Source organism: Acinetobacter silvestris, from assembly GCF_002135235.1.
Classification (GTDB): Bacteria; Pseudomonadota; Gammaproteobacteria; order Pseudomonadales; family Moraxellaceae; genus Acinetobacter; species Acinetobacter silvestris.
Genome location: NZ_NEGB01000004.1, coordinates 296,910 through 315,568 on the forward strand (window position 1 = coordinate 296,910; position 18,659 = coordinate 315,568).

Annotated in this window: 19 protein-coding genes; 9 read left to right on the forward strand and 10 right to left on the reverse strand. The window is 37.3% G+C overall.

Annotated features, from left to right (window positions below; genetic code table 11):
• Positions 1 to 50 precede the first annotated feature (50 nt).
• The 3 genes from metG (at position 51) to B9T28_RS09155 (ending at position 4,400) form a co-directional block, all read left to right on the forward strand.
• Entirely contained in the window at positions 51 to 2,111 is a 2,061-nt protein-coding gene (gene metG / locus B9T28_RS09145; RefSeq protein WP_086203665.1) for a methionine--tRNA ligase, read from the forward strand.
• A gap of 110 nt (positions 2,112 to 2,221) precedes the next feature.
• Positions 2,222 to 3,103 carry an HNH endonuclease gene (locus B9T28_RS09150; protein WP_171263486.1) on the forward strand — a complete coding sequence of 294 codons (882 nt, stop codon included), beginning with the start codon at positions 2,222 to 2,224 and terminating at the stop codon, positions 3,101 to 3,103.
• Positions 3,104 to 3,431: 328 nt separating this feature from the next.
• On the forward strand, positions 3,432 to 4,400 hold the full coding sequence (locus B9T28_RS09155; RefSeq protein ID WP_086203667.1) for an MBL fold metallo-hydrolase: 969 nt from the start codon (positions 3,432 to 3,434) through the stop codon (positions 4,398 to 4,400).
• Between the two features lie 135 nt (positions 4,401 to 4,535).
• Here B9T28_RS09155 and B9T28_RS09160 read toward each other — a convergent pair whose 3' ends face one another.
• The 3 genes from B9T28_RS09160 to B9T28_RS09170 form a co-directional block, all read right to left on the reverse strand.
• Entirely contained in the window at positions 4,536 to 5,510 is a 975-nt protein-coding gene (locus tag B9T28_RS09160; RefSeq protein ID WP_086203668.1) for a GGDEF domain-containing protein, read from the reverse strand.
• 416 nt (positions 5,511 to 5,926) lie between these two features.
• Positions 5,927 to 6,550 carry a LysE family translocator gene (locus tag B9T28_RS09165; protein ID WP_086203669.1) on the reverse strand — a complete coding sequence of 208 codons (624 nt, stop codon included), beginning with the start codon at positions 6,548 to 6,550 and terminating at the stop codon, positions 5,927 to 5,929.
• Between the two features lie 100 nt (positions 6,551 to 6,650).
• Positions 6,651 to 6,830 carry an NF038215 family lipoprotein gene (locus tag B9T28_RS09170; RefSeq protein ID WP_086203670.1) on the reverse strand — a complete coding sequence of 60 codons (180 nt, stop codon included), beginning with the start codon at positions 6,828 to 6,830 and terminating at the stop codon, positions 6,651 to 6,653.
• A 378-nt stretch (positions 6,831 to 7,208) separates the two neighbouring features.
• Here B9T28_RS09170 and B9T28_RS09175 point away from each other — a divergent pair, with 378 nt between their 5' ends.
• The 4 genes from B9T28_RS09175 to B9T28_RS09190 all read left to right on the forward strand — a co-directional run bounded on the left by B9T28_RS09175 (position 7,209) and on the right by B9T28_RS09190 (position 12,315).
• Positions 7,209 to 8,858, forward strand: coding sequence for an MFS transporter (locus B9T28_RS09175; protein WP_086203671.1), 1,650 nt, complete (start codon positions 7,209 to 7,211; stop codon positions 8,856 to 8,858).
• A gap of 63 nt (positions 8,859 to 8,921) precedes the next feature.
• Positions 8,922 to 10,052 carry an HlyD family secretion protein gene (locus B9T28_RS09180; protein ID WP_086203672.1) on the forward strand — a complete coding sequence of 377 codons (1,131 nt, stop codon included), beginning with the start codon at positions 8,922 to 8,924 and terminating at the stop codon, positions 10,050 to 10,052.
• 127 nt (positions 10,053 to 10,179) lie between these two features.
• Positions 10,180 to 11,055: a 1-aminocyclopropane-1-carboxylate deaminase/D-cysteine desulfhydrase gene (locus B9T28_RS09185; RefSeq protein ID WP_086203673.1), complete on the forward strand. Its 876-nt coding sequence runs from the start codon at positions 10,180 to 10,182 to the stop codon at positions 11,053 to 11,055.
• A gap of 60 nt (positions 11,056 to 11,115) precedes the next feature.
• Entirely contained in the window at positions 11,116 to 12,315 is a 1,200-nt protein-coding gene (locus tag B9T28_RS09190; protein ID WP_086203674.1) for a BaiN/RdsA family NAD(P)/FAD-dependent oxidoreductase, read from the forward strand.
• Between the two features lie 8 nt (positions 12,316 to 12,323).
• Here the strand turns inward: B9T28_RS09190 and B9T28_RS14870 are convergent, their stop codons facing one another.
• The 4 genes from B9T28_RS14870 to B9T28_RS14880 form a co-directional block, all read right to left on the reverse strand.
• The gene (locus B9T28_RS14870) at positions 12,324 to 12,488 is read right to left on the reverse strand and encodes a hypothetical protein (RefSeq protein ID WP_171263487.1); all 165 of its coding nucleotides are present in this window, start codon (positions 12,486 to 12,488) and stop codon (positions 12,324 to 12,326) included.
• A gap of 195 nt (positions 12,489 to 12,683) precedes the next feature.
• Positions 12,684 to 12,851, reverse strand: a complete 168-nt coding sequence (locus tag B9T28_RS14875; RefSeq protein ID WP_171263488.1) for a hypothetical protein — start codon at positions 12,849 to 12,851, stop codon at positions 12,684 to 12,686.
• An 85-nt stretch (positions 12,852 to 12,936) separates the two neighbouring features.
• The gene (locus B9T28_RS09195; RefSeq protein ID WP_086203675.1) at positions 12,937 to 14,484 is read right to left on the reverse strand and encodes a mechanosensitive ion channel; all 1,548 of its coding nucleotides are present in this window, start codon (positions 14,482 to 14,484) and stop codon (positions 12,937 to 12,939) included.
• 303 nt (positions 14,485 to 14,787) lie between these two features.
• Positions 14,788 to 14,931 (reverse strand): hypothetical protein, encoded by a 144-nt coding sequence (locus B9T28_RS14880; RefSeq protein WP_171263489.1) that lies wholly within the window; start codon positions 14,929 to 14,931, stop codon positions 14,788 to 14,790.
• A gap of 161 nt (positions 14,932 to 15,092) precedes the next feature.
• Here B9T28_RS14880 and B9T28_RS09200 point away from each other — a divergent pair, with 161 nt between their 5' ends.
• Complete coding sequence (locus tag B9T28_RS09200) at positions 15,093 to 15,515, forward strand: hypothetical protein (protein WP_086203676.1); 423 nt, start codon at positions 15,093 to 15,095, stop codon at positions 15,513 to 15,515.
• 77 nt (positions 15,516 to 15,592) lie between these two features.
• On the opposite strand, the gene B9T28_RS09205 is transcribed toward B9T28_RS09200, so the two are convergent.
• Positions 15,593 to 16,354 (reverse strand): ferredoxin--NADP reductase, encoded by a 762-nt coding sequence (locus tag B9T28_RS09205; protein WP_086203677.1) that lies wholly within the window; start codon positions 16,352 to 16,354, stop codon positions 15,593 to 15,595.
• 85 nt (positions 16,355 to 16,439) lie between these two features.
• Here B9T28_RS09205 and gigC point away from each other — a divergent pair, with 85 nt between their 5' ends.
• A complete protein-coding gene (gigC, locus tag B9T28_RS09210; RefSeq protein ID WP_086203678.1) occupies positions 16,440 to 17,324 on the forward strand; it encodes a LysR family transcriptional regulator GigC in 885 nt (294 codons plus the stop codon).
• Positions 17,325 to 17,375: 51 nt separating this feature from the next.
• Here gigC and B9T28_RS09215 read toward each other — a convergent pair whose 3' ends face one another.
• Together B9T28_RS09215 and B9T28_RS14885 are read right to left on the reverse strand one after the other, a co-directional pair.
• Complete coding sequence (locus B9T28_RS09215; protein WP_086203679.1) at positions 17,376 to 18,104, reverse strand: cold shock domain-containing protein; 729 nt, start codon at positions 18,102 to 18,104, stop codon at positions 17,376 to 17,378.
• A gap of 73 nt (positions 18,105 to 18,177) precedes the next feature.
• A partial coding sequence (locus B9T28_RS14885; protein WP_213032972.1) for a hypothetical protein occupies positions 18,178 to 18,659 on the reverse strand: 482 nt, incomplete at its 5' end.

Here is an 18,659-nt window from a genome sequence, read left to right on the forward strand (position 1 = left end):
TCATTGACCTTGCAACACTTTGCATAACGACGAACGAGAGAGTTATATCCGTGCGAAATATTTTAGTCACCAATGCCCTTCCATACGCCAATGGCCCTATCCATATGGGTCACTTACTCGGTTATATCCAAGCAGATATTTGGGTTCGTGCCATGCGTGCAATGGGACATAACGTGACTTATGTATGTGCGGATGATGCTCATGGTACTGCAATTATGCTACGTGCCGAAGCCAATGGCATTACACCTGAAGCGCAAATTGCCAATGTTCAAAAAGAACATATCCGTGACTTTGATGGTTTTGGTGTGCATTTCGATCACTATGATTCAACCAATAGTGATGAAAACAGAGCCCGTTCAGAAGAAATTTATATTAAAAACCGTGAAGCAGGCAACATTGCTGTTCGCCCTGTCACGCAATTGTTCGATTCTGAAAAAGGCATGTTCCTGTCAGATCGTTTCATTAAAGGCACATGCCCGAAATGTAAAGCAGAAGATCAATACGGTGATGCCTGTGAAGTTTGCGGTACCACCTATAACGCAACAGAATTGTTAAATCCACGTTCAACCTTAAGTGGTGCGACACCTGTAGAAAAATCATCAGATCATTATTTCTTTAAACTGCCAAATTTTGCTGAATATCTGCAAAAATGGACACGTGACGAAGGTCGTTTACCTGTTTCAATTGCCAACAAACTGGATGAATGGTTTGAAAATGGCTTGAACGATTGGGATATTTCCCGTGATGCACCGTATTTTGGTTTTGAAATTCCAGATGCACCAAACAAATATTTCTACGTTTGGGTCGATGCGCCAATTGGTTATATGTCGAGTTTTGAAAATTATATTAAAAATAAACGTCCAGATTTAGACTTTAACGACTATTGGAAAAAAGATTCTCAAAATGAGGTTTATCACTTCATCGGTAAAGACATCGTGTATTTCCACGCGCTGTTCTGGCCTGCAATGCTTGAAGGTGCAAACTACCGTACGCCATCAGGTTTATTCGTCAATGGCTTCTTGACTGTAAACGGTCAAAAAATGTCAAAATCACGTGGTACGTTTATTAAAGCTGAAACCTATTTAGAGCATTTAAATCCTGAATATTTACGTTATTACTTTGCCTCTAAATTATCTGACAAAGTTGAAGATTCAGACTTAAACTTAGATGATTTCGTGCAAAAAGTGAATTCAGACTTGGTTGGTAAAGTGGTCAACATTGCCAGCCGTTGTGCGAAGTTCATTAATACCAGTTTTGATAATAAATTATCTGCAACCTGTGCAGAACCAGAATTGGTGCAAAGCTTTGTTGATGCAGGTGATTCTATTGCGCAAGCGTATGAAGCACGTGAATTCTCTGCGGCCATTCGTGAAATTATGGCGCTTGCAGACAAAGCCAATCAATATATTGATGAGAAAAAACCGTGGGCATTGGCTAAACAGGAAGGTCAAGAACAACAAGTTCATGATGTGTGTTCTGTCGGCATTAACTTGTTCCGTCAATTGGCCGTTTACTTGTCCCCTGTGCTTCCAACTTTGGCAACACAAGTTCAAGACTTCTTAAAACTTGAAAACTTTGATTTTGCTTCAGGTAAAACGGTTTTAGTAAATCATGAAATTGCACAGTTCCAAGCTTTAATGCAGCGTGTTGACCCGAAAGCTGTTGCTGCAATGGTCGATGCTTCTAAAGACTCTTTAGCTGCTGCGGCTGAACCTGTAAAAGTTGAAAAGAAAAAAGAGAAGAAAGCAGCCCCTGCGAAAGTTGAACCTAAAGTTGGCGAAGCTGAGATCATTGGCATTGAAGACTTTATGAAGGTTGACCTTCGTGTGGCTGAAGTTTTAGATGCGGCTCACGTTGAAGGCTCTGACAAATTGCTTCAATTGACTTTAAATGTCGGTGAAGCTGAACCACGCAATGTCTTTAGTGGTATTCGTGAGTTCTATGCGCCTGAAGACCTTAAAGGTAAACTGGTGGTCATGGTGGCTAACCTTGCACCACGTAAAATGCGTTTTGGTATTTCAAATGGTATGGTGCTTGCCGCAGGTAATGGCGAAGGTGTTTGGGTGATTTCGCCTGAATCTGGTGCGAAAGCGGGTGATAAAGTGTCTTAAGATTTAGATGTTAAAAGAAAAGCCTCTACGTTGTAGGGGCTTTTCTTTTAAAACAATAATATTTAATTTTTATGTTATTTTCTAATATATTACTTTATAAGGCTAAACTAATGGCAACTTATTTATTTACTTGGAATCCTAAGAGATGGGATTGGAAAAACCTTAACAATCAAATATTACAACTCCAAAATAACGAAGAAGTATTCAACGATTGGGGAACAGGCTCTCGTAAGCACAATATTGGCATTAATGATCAATTTATTCTTGTTAGAGTAGGCGTACAACCAAAGGGTATAATTGCTATAGGTTCAATAGAATCCGAACTTTTTGAACGTAATCATTGGGATAAAAATCTTACAAAACAAGGGAAAAAGACTTCTTTTGTAAAATTAAAATTCAATAACCTAAGTCCAGCTACCTTTATTAAAGAAGAAGAATTACAAAAAAGGTTTCCAAAAATCAATTGGACTCCCCAAACTAATGGCATAAAAATTGATGAGGCAATAGCTGCTGAAATTTTTAAAGAGTTAAATACAAATTTAAAATTGTCACATCAAGATATTAATGCTCAACTTGAAAATGAAATACTCCAAGACCCTAAACTTACCGAAACAGATAAACAACAATTGGTCTTATCGCGCATTGGGCAAGGGCAATTTAGAAACTTATTAATTAAATATTGGAATCATTGTTGTGTTACTGATCTTCCACTCATTAATATACTAATCGCTTCTCATATTAAGCCATGGAAAGTTGCCGATAACATGGAACGACTAGATCCTTATAATGGCCTATTACTAACACCAAATTTAGATAAGCTATTTGATAAAGGTCATATTTCTTTTGATAAAAATGGAAAAATTATGGTTTCCAAAGTCATATCTGAACATATGAATGCACTGAGTATTTCAAAAGAAATGCGTATTTGCCTAACTCCAAATCATGAAAAATATATGGAATATCATAGAACCCAGATTTTTAATGGAGAATAATTCGTATATGCATAATGCTATTGTTCATTTTTTCACTTCAGCAAAAACCTCTTTTAAGCGTATTTATATAAAAAACAATAAATTTTTAATAAAAAGTTATTATTCAATTACATAACCTACAAAATATATGTAGTACTTTCGTTAGAAAGGACATGGAAGTATTTTATAACGAACAGTGGCTTTTTTTACTCTTCTCAATCAAAAACAAACCCTCTAAAAATGATCTTCTCGTAAACCCCTTCATTAAAACCCATCAAAAACTAGATGAAAAAAATTAGCTCACATGCTAAAAAATAAACAATTCAACAAATTTCGTAAAACTTTATAAATGAATAAATTACTTGCTTCTGCTTTAATTAGCTCCAGTTTAATCAGTATGTCAGCCTTTGCCATTTCCCCACCTGCCCCAATCCAACAACAAAAACAGGTTTCAGGCTATTACCAATATCAAGCTAGCGATGTGCAAATTACTGCCCTATTAGATGGCACCAATTTCATGTCACCAAAACTATTTCAAAACATTCCAGAAAAACAAGTGCATGAAATTTTAAAGAAATATGCTGCTGACCAAACTAAAGGTGTACAAACCTCCATAAATGCCTTTTTAGTGAATACAGGTCATTCACTGGTTTTGGTTGATAGCGGAGCTGCCAGCTATTTTGGCGCACATTTAGGTTCAGTTTTAAGTAACTTAAAAGCATCAGGCTATAAACCAGAACAAGTCGATACCATCTTGCTTACCCACCTACATCCAGACCATGTCTGTGGCATTAGTCAAAATGGCGTGGCTAACTTTCCAAATGCAACAGTTTATGTATCGAACGATGAAGCAAACTATTGGCTCAGTCCTAAACAAATAGACAAGCTTCCGAAAGAAAAACAAGCAGGCTATTTAGGTACTGTAGAAAAAATTAAACACGCCATTGCGCCCTATCAAGCCAAAAACCGCTTCAAAACGTATCAACTAGGCGATCAAGTTCAGAGCTTTAAAGTCATTAATACCGCGGGGCATACGCCGGGACATTTTAGTTATGAGCTCAAAACCAAGAATGAAACGATTGTGTTTATTGGCGACATCGTACATTCACATACTGTGCAATTCGACAAACCTGAAACCGCTATTGATTATGATATAGACCCGAAAAAAGCAGTTAAAACACGCTTAAAGCAGTTTGCTGAATATGCTAAAGGTGGACAAACCATTGCAGCGCCGCATCTACCATTCCCGGGGATTGGACATATTTATTCAGCAGATGGGAAAAGCTATCAATGGATTCCTGTGCATTTCAAAGATTAATCTAAGACTCATACAATGTTTATGAGTTTAAAATTTTTTAGATCAGTACAGTGTTGTTTAAAATTAAATCGCAATATTTTTATCTCTAAAACACCCCATAACCATCCCTCGGCGGTTGTGGTTATGGGGTAGAAATTATCCAGTTAAATCCTCTAAAGTATCCATAACATCAGCTTGATAACAATTGCGCCCTTGTTGCTTCGCTTGATATAAATTCTGATCGACCAACTCTAAAAATTTCATTTGATCGCACTGTTCCGTTGGAACAATGGTCTTTACACCTATACTACAAGTGACAAATTCTGAAATTGTGGATGTACAATGCGGTAATTTGGCATTTTTTAAAGCCTGCATTAAGTTTTCAGCAACTTGAATAGCCGCCTCGGCATTGGTTTCTGGCAACACAACCGCAAACTCTTCACCACCAAAACGTGAAACTAAATCACGAGGGCGACTACAGCAGGTCGACCATAATTGAGCAATCTCACGTAAACACTGATCACCGTTAATATGACCATGTCCATCGTTATATTGTTTAAAATAATCAAGATCAATTAAGAGGACTGACAGCGGCTTTTGCAACCGCATGGCGCTTTGCCATTCACGTGCAAAAAACTCATCAAATAAACGGCGATTTGCAATACCAGTCAGACCATCTTTATAAGAAAATTCTTCCAACTGACGCTGTAATATTTCTAACCGTTCTTCTTGTTTTTTACGTTCAGAAATATCAAACATAAAGCCCACTAAAGAATCCACCTCACCATTCTCTTTACGAATCACATGCACCACATCGCGGATCCAAATATATGAGCCATCTGCTTTTAAAGCACGATAATCTGCTTCATGGTCAATACCAGCAAGCGATTGTGCAACACACATATTAAATGTTTGTTCACGATCTAATTCATGCATACGATCAACCCAATCTTGTACTGTTTTCCATGATTCTTGTTGCCAACCCAACAATTTTTCAATTTGTGGGCCAATATAACTGAACTGCTTACTATCCCAGTCAATACTCCATGGAATCGCAAGCGTCGATTCAATCAAAGTCTTATAAACCACTTCGTTATATAATTGATTATTTTTAAATGGACTATTTTGCATACAATATATCCTTGGATGGGAAGTTCGAGTTATGGGTTTAGCACTTGAACCTGCGTATTCCCATGCCATGACTCAATCAAAAGTTGAAAATCCTTTCAACCGAAATTTTATTTTTCTCAAATCAAGATTATTCGCCAAATGATCTGCTCAAAATAAATCATCATGACTTGATCTTTACAGAGTAAATCACATTTAAAATACGATTAAATATTAACCTCAAATATTTTAATCAACATTAATTCTTTTGTAACCACATTCATTTTTGTAATTAAAAGAAAATAGCGAAATATTTGAGATTTTGTAGTCTATTTTTAAGACCATGATGATGAAGGTTATAATTTAAATATGTTCATGATTATCTATTGATGCATATCTTAAATTTTAACCTTCAGAACTTAAGATATGATCAGTAAAAATTACTTCATTCCAAAAATCAATTTCAAGCCAAGTAAGGTCATTACACCACCTGCAACGCGATCAAACACTTTTTTAAATTTTAAATATACACGGCGTGGTTTCTCTGCTGACAACACCACAGCCACCAGTGAATACCAACCCGCATCAATAAAGAAACACAACATTGGTAAAACCACGTAGAAATACGTTGGAATTTCTTTCGGTAAAAGTGCGGTAAAAATACTCGCCAATACAATCGCAATTTTGGGATTACTCAGCTGAGTAATAAATCCTAAACGATAAGCCTGTGCATAACTCATCAGTTGGACTGAACTATCTGCTGTGTCCATGGGTTCTTTGGCATGTTTAATAATTTTATAAGCCAGCCACAACAAATATAAACCACCACAGATTTTCAAGGCAAAATAAGCTGATGGCACAGCCAATAAAACAGCCTGTAAACCCATCACTGCTAAAAAGCCAAATAAAGCCGCACCTGTGCCTGTTCCAAGTGCAGTAAATAAACCATGTTTACGTGAAATTGCGATTGAGTTTTTGGCTACATAAATAAATGTAGGACCTGGACTAATTGCCCCTAACATTAAAGCTAAAGCAATTGGGCCTAAAATCAATAACGAATCCACTTTATAATTCTCAAATCATAAAAAATCTTGCTGAATTTTACGGTATCAAAGCAAATTTTGCTCGAATAATTTAAGCCTTTATCAATTAAAGCTAAAAACGCTACTCCATTTCACGTATATCATTCTCACGTGCGGTTAAGCGATAATCCTTTTCGTAAATAGGTGCACCTGCAATTTGTATAGAACGAACTTCTGCTTTCGTTTGACTCATTGGACTTCTTTCACAACCAAGCATCGTCATTGCAATGATGATATAAGAACATACGGATAGCATTTTCATTCGATATCCTCTTCCATTATTTTTATAGGTTTAGCATAGCACTTTTGTATAAAAATCACCCATATTTTATCGCTAAAAGTTTGACTCTCGTTGTGCTTAACGAATTCACATTTATCTCGATCATTTAAACCCAATCGTGATACATACATAATATTGATTGAGATCATCCAATTATGCTAAATATCTAGCAGCAGTGCATTGTCATTGACCTGCTCATCAATCAGACGATTATCTCTAATATTCACTCCACCTTTAAACACGTGACCATATTCATGGGTATATTCTGGGATAACGTAATAGATAATTCAGAATAAAAAATATTGATAAATTATATTGCCAATTGATTAACACATGCCTAAACACTGAAGTCGGGTAAACATGGAAAAGACGCCTCGTATACTAGAACCCATACCAGATTGGACCCCAGAAGAACGTCCAACTTTGCCCGGCTCACCTGCGTTCATTGCACATTCAACCCAAAAGCGTTTGATCTACTTCTTTATTGGTTTATTTATTGCAATCGTTGGGAGCTTAAGCAATGGCTTCATTATTGCAAACCTTCCCCTGATTCAAGGTGAATATGCATTAACGCCGAGTGAAGCGGCTTGGATTCCGGCGGCTTATGTGATGGCAAATGTAAGTTCTAACTTAATTCTGTTTAAGGCACGTCAACAATATGGGTTAAGGCTCTTCTCTGAAATTGGCTTAGTCCTCTTTATTATTGTTTTAATTTTACATTTATTTGTGCATACCTATGAAATGATGGTGTTTGTGCGATTTATTAGTGGGTTAGTCGCCGCCCCCCTCAGTTCTTTAGGTATGTATTACATTTTACAAGCCTTTAAGCGTGAAAATTTTGGACGGGGTCTTTATTTGGCTTTAGGTCTGCAACAACTGGGTATTCCCTTGGCTTGGATCATCTCTCCAACACTTTTAAATGCGAATGATTGGAGCGTATTGTATATTTTTGAGCTAGGTCTAGCACTGTGCAGTCTCGCCATGGTGGTTTCTTTAAAACTCCCTCGCAGTATCAGAATAGCCGTTTTTGAAAAACAAGATTTCTTTACTTTTGCCTTATTGGCACCGGGTTTTGCGCTACTGTGTGTTGTGCTGAGTCAAGGTCCTATACTGTGGTGGTTTGAATCCAAATGGCTGGCTTACATCCTCATTGCTGGCTTTAGCTTGGTTATCGTGGGCTTAACCTATGAACATTTTCGGGTGAATCCCCTGATTATGACCCGATGGCTAGGGGCTTCTTCAACAATTCGCTTCATTATTGGAGCACTGGCAATTCGCTTTCTGATGTCAGAGCAAAGTTATGCCGCCGTGAATTTTCTTAAATCTATGGGCATGGGACCTGATCAATTTGTCCCGCTATATACAATTATTTTTTTAGGGATTGTCGCTGGTACTATATTTAGTGCCTTGACCTTCTCTCGCGAACGGATGATTTGGCACTTAATTCTTGCAGAAGTCTTAATTTTAATTGCTTGTGGTTTAGATTATCATCTCACCAGTGATGTTCGTCCTGCTAATTTTTATCATAGTCAATTTATCGTAGGTTTTGCCAGTGGCATGTTTATTGGGCCATTACTATTAACGGGAATGATGAGTGCACTACAAAAAGGACCATCCCATATGGTCACTTTTATGGTGTTATTCTCTGCAACCCAAAGTTTTGGTGGTTTATTGGGGAGCTCATTTTTTTCCAGCTACCAACAAATTCGCACCCAAAACTATCGGGTAGAAATGCTGAATCACCTACCGCAAACCGATCCCATCGTGGCACAGCGTTTACAGGCTTACCAACACAGTACAGCGCAATATACGCTAGACCCTATACTTGAAAAAAATCAGGCACTGCGTAATTTAAATCAAATTGTGACGAGAGAAGCTCAAGTTCGTGCTTATAACGATGTAATCGCACTCAATGGTGCCTTTGCGCTGTTATTACTACTTTGGGGTGGCTTTATTATCACCAAAACTAAATATGCACTACGAAAACAACAAACACTGAATACCACATAAACGCATCAGTATAGTAACAATGAAAATGAACCTAAAGCATTAAAGATTTACTGAGAAAACATCATGTCGAAAGATCAAAATAATACTGAAAATACATCTGAAACAGTACAGGTAGCAAACAATGCCACAACTATATTTGCTCCACCTTCAAGTAAGTTGATTCCTACCGCTACGCGAACCTTAGTGTTAATGTTTTTCGTATTATTAATCGGTATTACTGTGATTTTATGGGCGTGGGGAATTGGTCCGTTTCATAATCAGATTGAGTCGACAGACAATAGTTATGTAAAAGGTAAAACCACGATTTTATCCTCCCAAATTAACGGCTATGTCAAAGATGTACTGGTGACTGACTTTGATCGCGTTAAAAAAGGGCAAACTTTAATGCATATTGATGCAACAACTTATAATCAAAAAGTCATTCAAGCTGAAGCGGGTGTCGATCAAGCTCAAAATAACCTATCTAATCAAAGCCAACTAATCGAACAACGTAAAGCAGATATTATTGCGGCTCAAGCTAAAGTTGATCAAGCACGTGCTGCCTATGAACTGGCTGTAGCACAACTCAATCGTTATCAACAATTAGGCAATAGTGGCGCAGCGTCTAAAACTGAACAAGATAAAGCCGTAGCAGATACCCAGAATAATCTTGCACTACTTAAACAAGCACAGGCCAATGTCTTGGTTGCACAGGAAGCGTTAAAAACGGCTCAAGTGGCTGAAACAGGCTTAAAAGCACAAGTGACCAATGCCAAAGCACAATTAGATCAGGCCATCACGACCCAAGAATATAGTGTGATTATTGCACCTATGGATGGTCAACTGGGTGAAGTTAGCCCTCGTGTTGGGCAGTATGTCGCAGCAGGAACACAACTTTTATATCTTATTCCTCAGCAAACATGGGTGATCGCCAATTTTAAGGAAACTCAAATTGCCAATATGCAGATTGGTCAAAAGGCGACATTTAAAGTAGATGCAATGAATCATCAAAAATTTACAGGAAAAGTTGAAGAAATTTCCCCAGCAGCAGGCTCAGAGTTTAGTGTCTTAAAACCTGATAATACGACAGGGAACTTTACCAAAGTCGTGCAACGTATCTCAGTACGTATCGCGATTGATCCCAATCAAAAAGGCATGGAAAAATTACGCCCAGGGATGTCTGTGGTAACTTCTGTGGATACCAGCACTTCCTAAAGTATGTAGAAAGTCTAAATACCGAAATAAAATTGATGAGCAATTTTATGTTCACTACAACACCAGTGATGTAATACTCACTGCAAATTTCAGTACAATACGCTTGAATATTTAAGACTAAACTAGAATGTTTGACTCTATTGCGCATGCCATTCCCTACCAAAAACTCAACCTAAACTCATCGATAGATTTGACCATAAAGCGTTTAGACTTAGTCCATCCAAATATTTCAGGTAATAAATTTTTTAAGCTTAAATACAATTTACTAGAAGCACAAAAATTAGGGCTAAAACAAATCATCACCTTTGGTGGTGCTTATTCTAACCATATTGCAGCGACAGCTTTTGCAGCACAACAATTTGGTTTTAAGAGCATCGGGATTATTCGTGGTGACGAGTTAATCCATAAACCATTGAACCACACCCTCTCAACAGCACAACAATTGGGTATGCAGCTAGATTTTATTTCACGTGAACAATATCGACTAAAAGATCAAACTGAGTTTTTAGCTAAACTGAATCAAAATTTTCCAAATAGTTACATTCTTCCTGAAGGTGGCAGTAATACTTTAGCCATTCAGGGCTGTACAGAAATTTTAACCGCTGCTGATCGACAAAATTACGATGTCATTTGCTGTGCAGTTGGAACAGGTGGCACAATTTCAGGACTGATTCATGCAAGCTCAGTACATCAATCTGTACTCGGATTTTCTGCATTAAAAGGAACTTTTCTACAAACCGAAGTTGAACGAAATACAATAAAGAAAAATTGGAAAATTTTAGATGATTATTGCTTCGGCGGTTATGCAAAAACCCAACCTGAACTTTTACACTTTATGCAAAACTTTGAAGCAACCTATCACATTCCACTAGAACATATTTACACTGCCAAAATGCTATATGGTATTTTTGATTTAATTCAAAAAAATTATTTTCCTGCACATTCTCGTATTCTAGTGATTCATTCAGGCGGCTTACAAGGCCGTCTTCCATCGAGTGAATAGTCCTGAAAAATAGTTCAAAACTGTCTATAATGCCCTGCTTTTATCTCCCATGAGTTTGCCATGTCTTCAAATCAATACGATGTCATTATTTTAGGTGCAGGTGCGTCTGGCCTAATGGCAGCAGCATTGGCAGCAAAACGTGGGCGTAAAGTTTTGGTCATGGAAAAAGCCAATAAAATTGGTAAAAAAATTCTCATGTCAGGTGGTGGAAAATGTAACTTCACTAATCTGTACGTCGAGCCTGAAAACTTTATTTCACATAATCCACATTTTGTGATTTCAGCTTTAACACGCTATACCAACTGGGATTTTATCGGTTTAGTCTGTGAATACGGCATCGAATATGAAGAACGTAAACATGGTCAATTGTTTACCTTAAAGGGTTCAAAAGAAATTTTAAACATGTTACTGAATGAATGTGACAAAACTGGCTTAGTCGATATTAAATGCAGTTGCGAAGTTAAAGCGGTCAACGCAATTACAGATCATCGTTTTCAAGTTGCAACCAGTCTAGGATATTTTGAAGCAGAATCGGTAGTCGTGGCATCAGGTGGTTTATCCATTCCGACTTTAGGTGGCTCAGGCATTGGTTATGAGATAGCAAAAAAATTCGGACACCATCTGTATCCAACACGTGCGGGTTTAGTTCCGTTTACCTTTTCGGATCAATTTAAAGAAGTCACTACACGTTTAAGTGGTAATGCTGTCGAAGCGACCCTATCCAATGAATTAAATAGTTTTACTGAAGCATTACTGTTTACTCATCGTGGTTTAAGTGGGCCAAGCTCGCTACAACTTTCGAATTATTGGGATGTAGGGCAACGCTTTAAAATTAATTTTCTACCGTCTATGGATCTTCAAGAGTTCTTTAAAGCGAAAAAAACTGCACAACCTAAAGTTTTACTAAGAACCTTACTGGTCGATCACCTACCTAAAAGTGTGGTGCTTGAATTACAAACCCTCATTTGGTCTGATGTTGCCGAAACAGTTATTGGTAATATGAGTGATGATAAACTTGAAGCCATTGCCCAGCGTCTACATACTTTTGAAGTAAAACCTTCTGGAACTGAGGGTTATCGTACTGCTGAAGTGACTTTAGGTGGTGTAGATACCACTGAAGTTTCATCTAAAACCATGGAAAGTAAAAAGCAAAAAGGCTTGTATTTTATTGGCGAAATTCTCGATGTTTCAGGACATTTAGGTGGATACAACTTCCAATGGGCGTGGGCTTCTGCACACGCCGCATCACAATATGTATAAGCAAAAAATTATTCTAAATCATCTGTTTTAAATAGGAAGATATACGAATTTTGCTGTACTCGAGTAATCGTCTGATTCATTCTTTCACATGAGTCAGACGTTTCTAGAGCACCTTTAGCATTAAGTGCATTCAAATATTTAGTGATATTATTTATCAACTGAATAAGTTGCATCAATGCTCCCTCTTTTTTAGTATTTTCTACCCGTCCAAGGATAAGCCATTAATATTTAAAGCACATTAATGGCTAGAATTTAATCCGCTTCATATTCTTTATACCACACCTTTAATTTTAACTTTTCCTTAACAAACTTAAAAGTGATCGTTCCTGAATAAATTTAAAAATCAAAATTTCATTGAAGAAAGCATTTTATTTCTCATTAATTTGAAGAGGATATTCTTCAGTTTCAGCGCTTTGTTGCTTTTCCTGCTGCTGAGGCTTACTAAACACAAATTTATAGGCACTCGCTAAAAAACCAACGGTAATTCCTGCAATAACAATTGGAGCAATAAACTTATTTGGCTGTTTTGCTGACATTATTTTCTCCTTAACAATTGATTCAACGCTGAAATAAAAAAGATCGTTCAGTTAATCCTGAACGATCTTTTTAAAAAAATACAGGTTATTTCGGGTCATTATTCTCTGATGTATGCTGATCTATTTGCGTTAATGCATTGGTTTTTTTACCCTCACATTTCGCTTTATCAATTAAATCAGTCAAAACACGTTCAGCAGGTTGACGACCACCTAAACCGAATGCCAGAGCAAATGCGACAGCCACAGCACCTAAGGTTAATCCAAATGCGAGATTCACAATTGAATCAGCAATACCCATCGCTTTTAAACCCATTGCAATGACTAAGCCCATAATTAACACACGAACTAAGTTCCCTAACCACTGAGAACTATGATATTCACCACGCTGCACCACATTCGCTACAATATTGGCTAACCAGAATCCAATCACCAGAATTACTGCACCTAATAAAATATTGGCACCAAATTGGATGAACATGGAAATTAAACCACTCACTTGTTCAAAACCAAGTCTATTCGCAGCTTCTGACACGGCAAATAACATGGTAAAGAACACGATCAAGTAACCAATAATGCATGAGACTTTGGTTTCACCTAAAAAGCGCTGAACATCCAATTTTGCAGGAATTTCATCAACACCTGTTCCAGCTATTACTTCCGCCACAAGTTTTGCGACAAATCGAGAAACCACATAAGCAACAATTAAGATTAAACCGGCTGCAATAATATGTGGAATCGCGTACATAATTTCTGCAAGCATTGCCGTTGCAGGTTGAGAAATCGCCTGTATACCTAAAGCTTCAAATGCAATAATTAAAGCGGTAATCATCACCAATGCAAAAACAAATGAACCAAGTAAATGCGATAAACTACTCTTTTTAAATAGACCCATTTTTTCAGCTTGAGCCTGCAAATCTAGACTGTTGGTCAAACCTTCCACAATGCCACGAACAATTTTTGCCAGAATATAGCCCACAAAAACAATAACGCCAGCAATGAAGATATTGGGTATATAGGCAATGGCTGCACCCAACATATTCTGAACAGGAAGCAGTAAACCTTGTAAACCTAAAATAGATAAAACAATCGGGAGAAATAGCAATAGAATCAGCCAATACACAATCTCGGCAATATTCTGACTAATGGGACTAACGCCAACCTCTGAACTCAGCTTTTCATCTAACTGTGTTTTTGCCAAAACACGTGTTAAGCCCGCACGAACTAATCTCGCCACAATCCAACCGATAAAACCGACAATAATTGCAGCGATAATATTGGGAATAAAAATGAGGAATTGTGCAACCATATTACTGAATGGGCCACTCACACTATTAATATTCAAAACATTTAATGCTGCAATAACCGCGAGAATGAAGACAAACCAAAATACAAACTTGGCAATAATCGACTCATAATTTGGAGATGACTCTGTAGCAGCATGCCCTGCTGCGTTTGAGAGCGCATGATTGGTATTGGCTTTCTGAAGTAGTTTTTTTATACCAGCTGCAATTACTAAACCAATGATCCAGCCAACCAACAATATAACAACCGCTGCAATAATCGGGTGAAACTGATCCCAATAATACATTACACCAAGCCCACTATGTGGGCTTCCTGTCAAAAAATCATTCATTTTCATTCCCTCTTTTTATATCAATAATCATTAAAATTATGTGCGTGGTTCATGAAACGATAAATTACTATTACAACGTATCTATTGCGTATTTTTTGTACAATACGCTGCTGCATAAATACAACAAATTCAAAGTAAATGATTGCAAAAAAACTCTAGCTATTTAAAAAATAGAACTAGAGTTTTTATTTAAAATATTTAACTTAGAGCGACTATTCAGAATAATGATTCAACGAAAACTTAGATTCACATTCAAGCTTGAATCATAAATGCATCTTCATCTTCAGTTCTTTGGATTGAGCTTTACTTCCAATCCGCTAGCATGTAAACCAGTAATGCAATGAAAAAAAGACCGACGAGAATAAGCATATAGACAGGTAAGCGTTTCTTTTGTTTCACTTCTTCTGGCGTTGTTACATGAGATGGTTTATTGAAATCATGTTGCATAATTTCTCCCTCCCTATCTTATTATTGGTGAAATTTCATACTAGCAAGCTATTCAGTTACATTGTGTAATTTATTTTAATTCAGAGTATATTTTTTATAATCGATGAGAATGCCTGATAAATGCGCTATAATATTGACCCCATTTTTCGGCTATTATAGATATGGCTTACTTGCGGCAAAGTGCTTCTTTAGAACTGGAGACTGATGTCACACATCAATGTTTTTTACATACCACTCGTGATGAACACTTGATTGGAGTTATTGAATTTAGTAAACCTAGTTTTGTACTGAAATGGCCAGATTTAGAATATTTTCGGCGCCGAACTGAAGAACTTTCCGTCATGCCATTTCCCGATTGTGTAAATGCCATGATCATTGATATTCGCAATATCACTGCATTTTTAGATAATGAAGTGCCGATTACTCCTTGGCGTTTACTTGAGGAAGACTGTCCGATTCGTTTGGTCGTACCAGCAGATCGTTTAGAACATTATATGGGGATCTTTGAACCCACTTGGTTAACCACAGATACTGAAACAGCCATTCAAGAGTTACGTGAATTCATGGATATGTTTGTGCATTAATAACAACACAAATACATAAAAAATCCCGCTTTAATCCAAGCGGGATTTTTTATAAATTTCATTTTAGAGTCTAATACTTACCAATAATTCTCAACCGCAATATTTCCTTCTCCACGACGGTTCATGGTTAAACCCCGGGCTTTTAATGCCGCTTTGGTATCATCAACCATTTGTGGATTACCACACAGCATGACATGCGTGGTTGCAGGATTAAATTCCAGATCAACTGCTTTTTCTAATTCGCCATTTTCAATCAAAACTGGTAAGCGATCATGCAATACTGCTAAAGGATCCCGGGTAATAATCGGGACAAATTTAAAACCAGTATGTCCTTCTCCAAAACTTTCTGCAATCTCTTGAATACGTTGCAAATACGCCAATTCTGATGCTGTGCGCACACTATAAACGAGATTGATATTTTTATATTTAGACCATGTATCAAAATCTTGGAGCATTGAAATAAAAGGTGCTAAACCGGTACCTGTTGCCAACAACCATAAATCTTGTGGTAAGGGTAATTGATAACGTGTCAACGTTAGAAATCCATACGCTGTTTTTTCAAGATAAAGCTCATCGCCTATTTCTAAATGTTGCAAATTCGACGTAAAAGCACCTTCTGGAACAACAATAGAAAAGAACTCTAGTATTTCATCAAAAGGTGACGACACGACCGAATATGCTCGTACCACTAACTCATCCCCAACTTTTAATCCAATACGCGCAAACTGTCCTGCTGTGAACTTAAAATGTGCAGGCCGCGTCATGGTAAAACTAAATAAAGTATTGGTCCAACGCTGTACAGATAAAACCTTTTCTACGCTAAATTTTTCAATTGACATGATTTCTACGTGGCATGAAAGATACTCCTCATGGTAGCATGACCACATAATTTATTAATATTTTTTAAATGTTAAGGCTATATTCATGCGCATGACTTTACGCCAGCTGGCTGTTTTTGTAGCAGTTGCTCAAGAGGGAACCGTTACTAAGGCAAGTGACGCAGTTCGATTAACTCAAAGTGCTGCAAGTATGGCTTTGGCAGATTTAGAAGACGGTCTTGGGGCACCATTATTTGACCGTTTAGGTAAACGTCTACAGCTCAATGATTTAGGACGCTTTCTATTACCGCAAGCACTAGAAATTTTAGGTCGTTGCGATGCCTTTGAACAAGCAGCCAAAGGTGAATTACAAAGTATCGATTTACGCATTGGTGCAACACTGACCATTAGCGATTATTTAATGCCTGATTTAATGGCTGATTTTTTAAAAATTCAGCCCCAAGCTTATTTACAACTGCAAGTGGGGAATACCCGTCAAATGATTGAGGCTGTGAATCAATTTCAACTTGATTTAGCTTTAATTGAAGGCTCTTGTCATTTACCACAATTACAATGTATTCATTGGCGTGATGATGAACTCGCCGTGTGTTGCTCACCTAACCACCCTTTAGCGCAATTTAATCGTGCTTTAACCGCACATGATTTTCATCATGTCGAATGGGTTTTGCGTGAAGAAGGTTCAGGTACTCGTGAAGTATTTGATAATGCAATATTAAAAGATTTACCTGATGCCAATATTCGTCTAACTTTAGGGCATAACGAAGCCATTTTAAAAATCGTGGCAGGCGGATTAGGCATGTCATGTATTTCTAAACTGGCGATTGCGCCTTTGGTCGAACAGGGACAATTGGTTATTCTCGATACACCTTTTTGGCAATTAACGCGTCCATTGTTCATGCTCGCACATCGACAAAAATACCAAGGGCCAGGACTAAAAGCCTTTATGAAATTTTGTGATCGCCCCATTTAAGAAATCATAAAGCGCTATTGAAGCGCTTTATTTTTTATTGATTAATACACATTATCGTCTAAATTGTTTCTCACATGGAATACCATCTCGATTCCCATCCATTTTGGTATTTGGGCAATTGCGGATAAAAAATAAAGCTTCTTCATAAGAACGCATTTGGCTGCAATGCTGTCGACCATCGCAGCTAAACTCAGCTTGAGTTACAGTCTTCTTATTCACATGATCATCCGACGTATGAACATTCATCGCTGTTGCCGTATGGATAGGAACAGCTCTAGTCGTATCCAGCGCGCGCTTGGATTTCTCAGAAAAGTCGATTGATTTAACCTCTCCTACCGCCTTTCTTTGCATTGCAATAATCTCCTGTTGCTGTTGCATCAGGGTTTGAACTTTAATCTGTTGTTCTATTTTATAGTGTTGATACTGATTCCAAGCTAAACTCAAACCCACAATAAATGCGATTAAACAGAATAATAAAATGGTATATCGCAATTTAGAATGACTAGAGCCATTCTTGTTCTTCAGTTGCTGTGAATTTTTAATTTTATTTGACTTCACTGGCTCTGAAGTTGAGATTTCTAGACGAACGATCTGACTGGCTTTAAATTTCCCATTGTCTTCAACAATGAAAAACTTTAATGATTCATTAATTCTTGGCTCACCACCATGTTTTGGAAAGTCAGAAATGTGAAAAAAAATATCATCGCCTGAATCTTGATGTGTAATAAATCCAAAACCTTTTTCAGATTGATATTTTTTAACACTGCCAAAGTTATACATTTAACCCCCTACCCATCTGTAAAAAAATGGTTTCAATCAATAATTGGATGAATATTCAGCCCAATGATTTAGATTACAAAATACCGCCTTGTGCTCTATGGAGCTCTATATTTTTTTGCTTCTGTTCTTCAAAATACATTTTCGCTTTTACCTCTTGATCTTGTTTATATTTTTTATATTGATTGTTGGCATAAATAGCAGAATTCACAATAAATAAGACCACGACCCCACCCAGTAAATACCGATAATTAAATTCTATTTTTTTTGAGGTTTTCTGAATCATCCGTTTTTTACGCGGTTGATAAAAGAATTTTACTGTTAATTTTTGCCACCCTGATTGCCATTTGCTTGATGTCTGCCTCACCATATGGTTCGCTTGGATGGCATGAGATCCTACAGATTCCACAGATTCCACAGATTCCACAGATTCCACAGATTCCACAGATTCCACAGATTCCACAGATTCCACAGATTCCACAGATTCCACAGATTCCACAGATTCCACAGATTCCACAGATTCCACAGATTCCACAGATTCCACAGATTCCACAGATT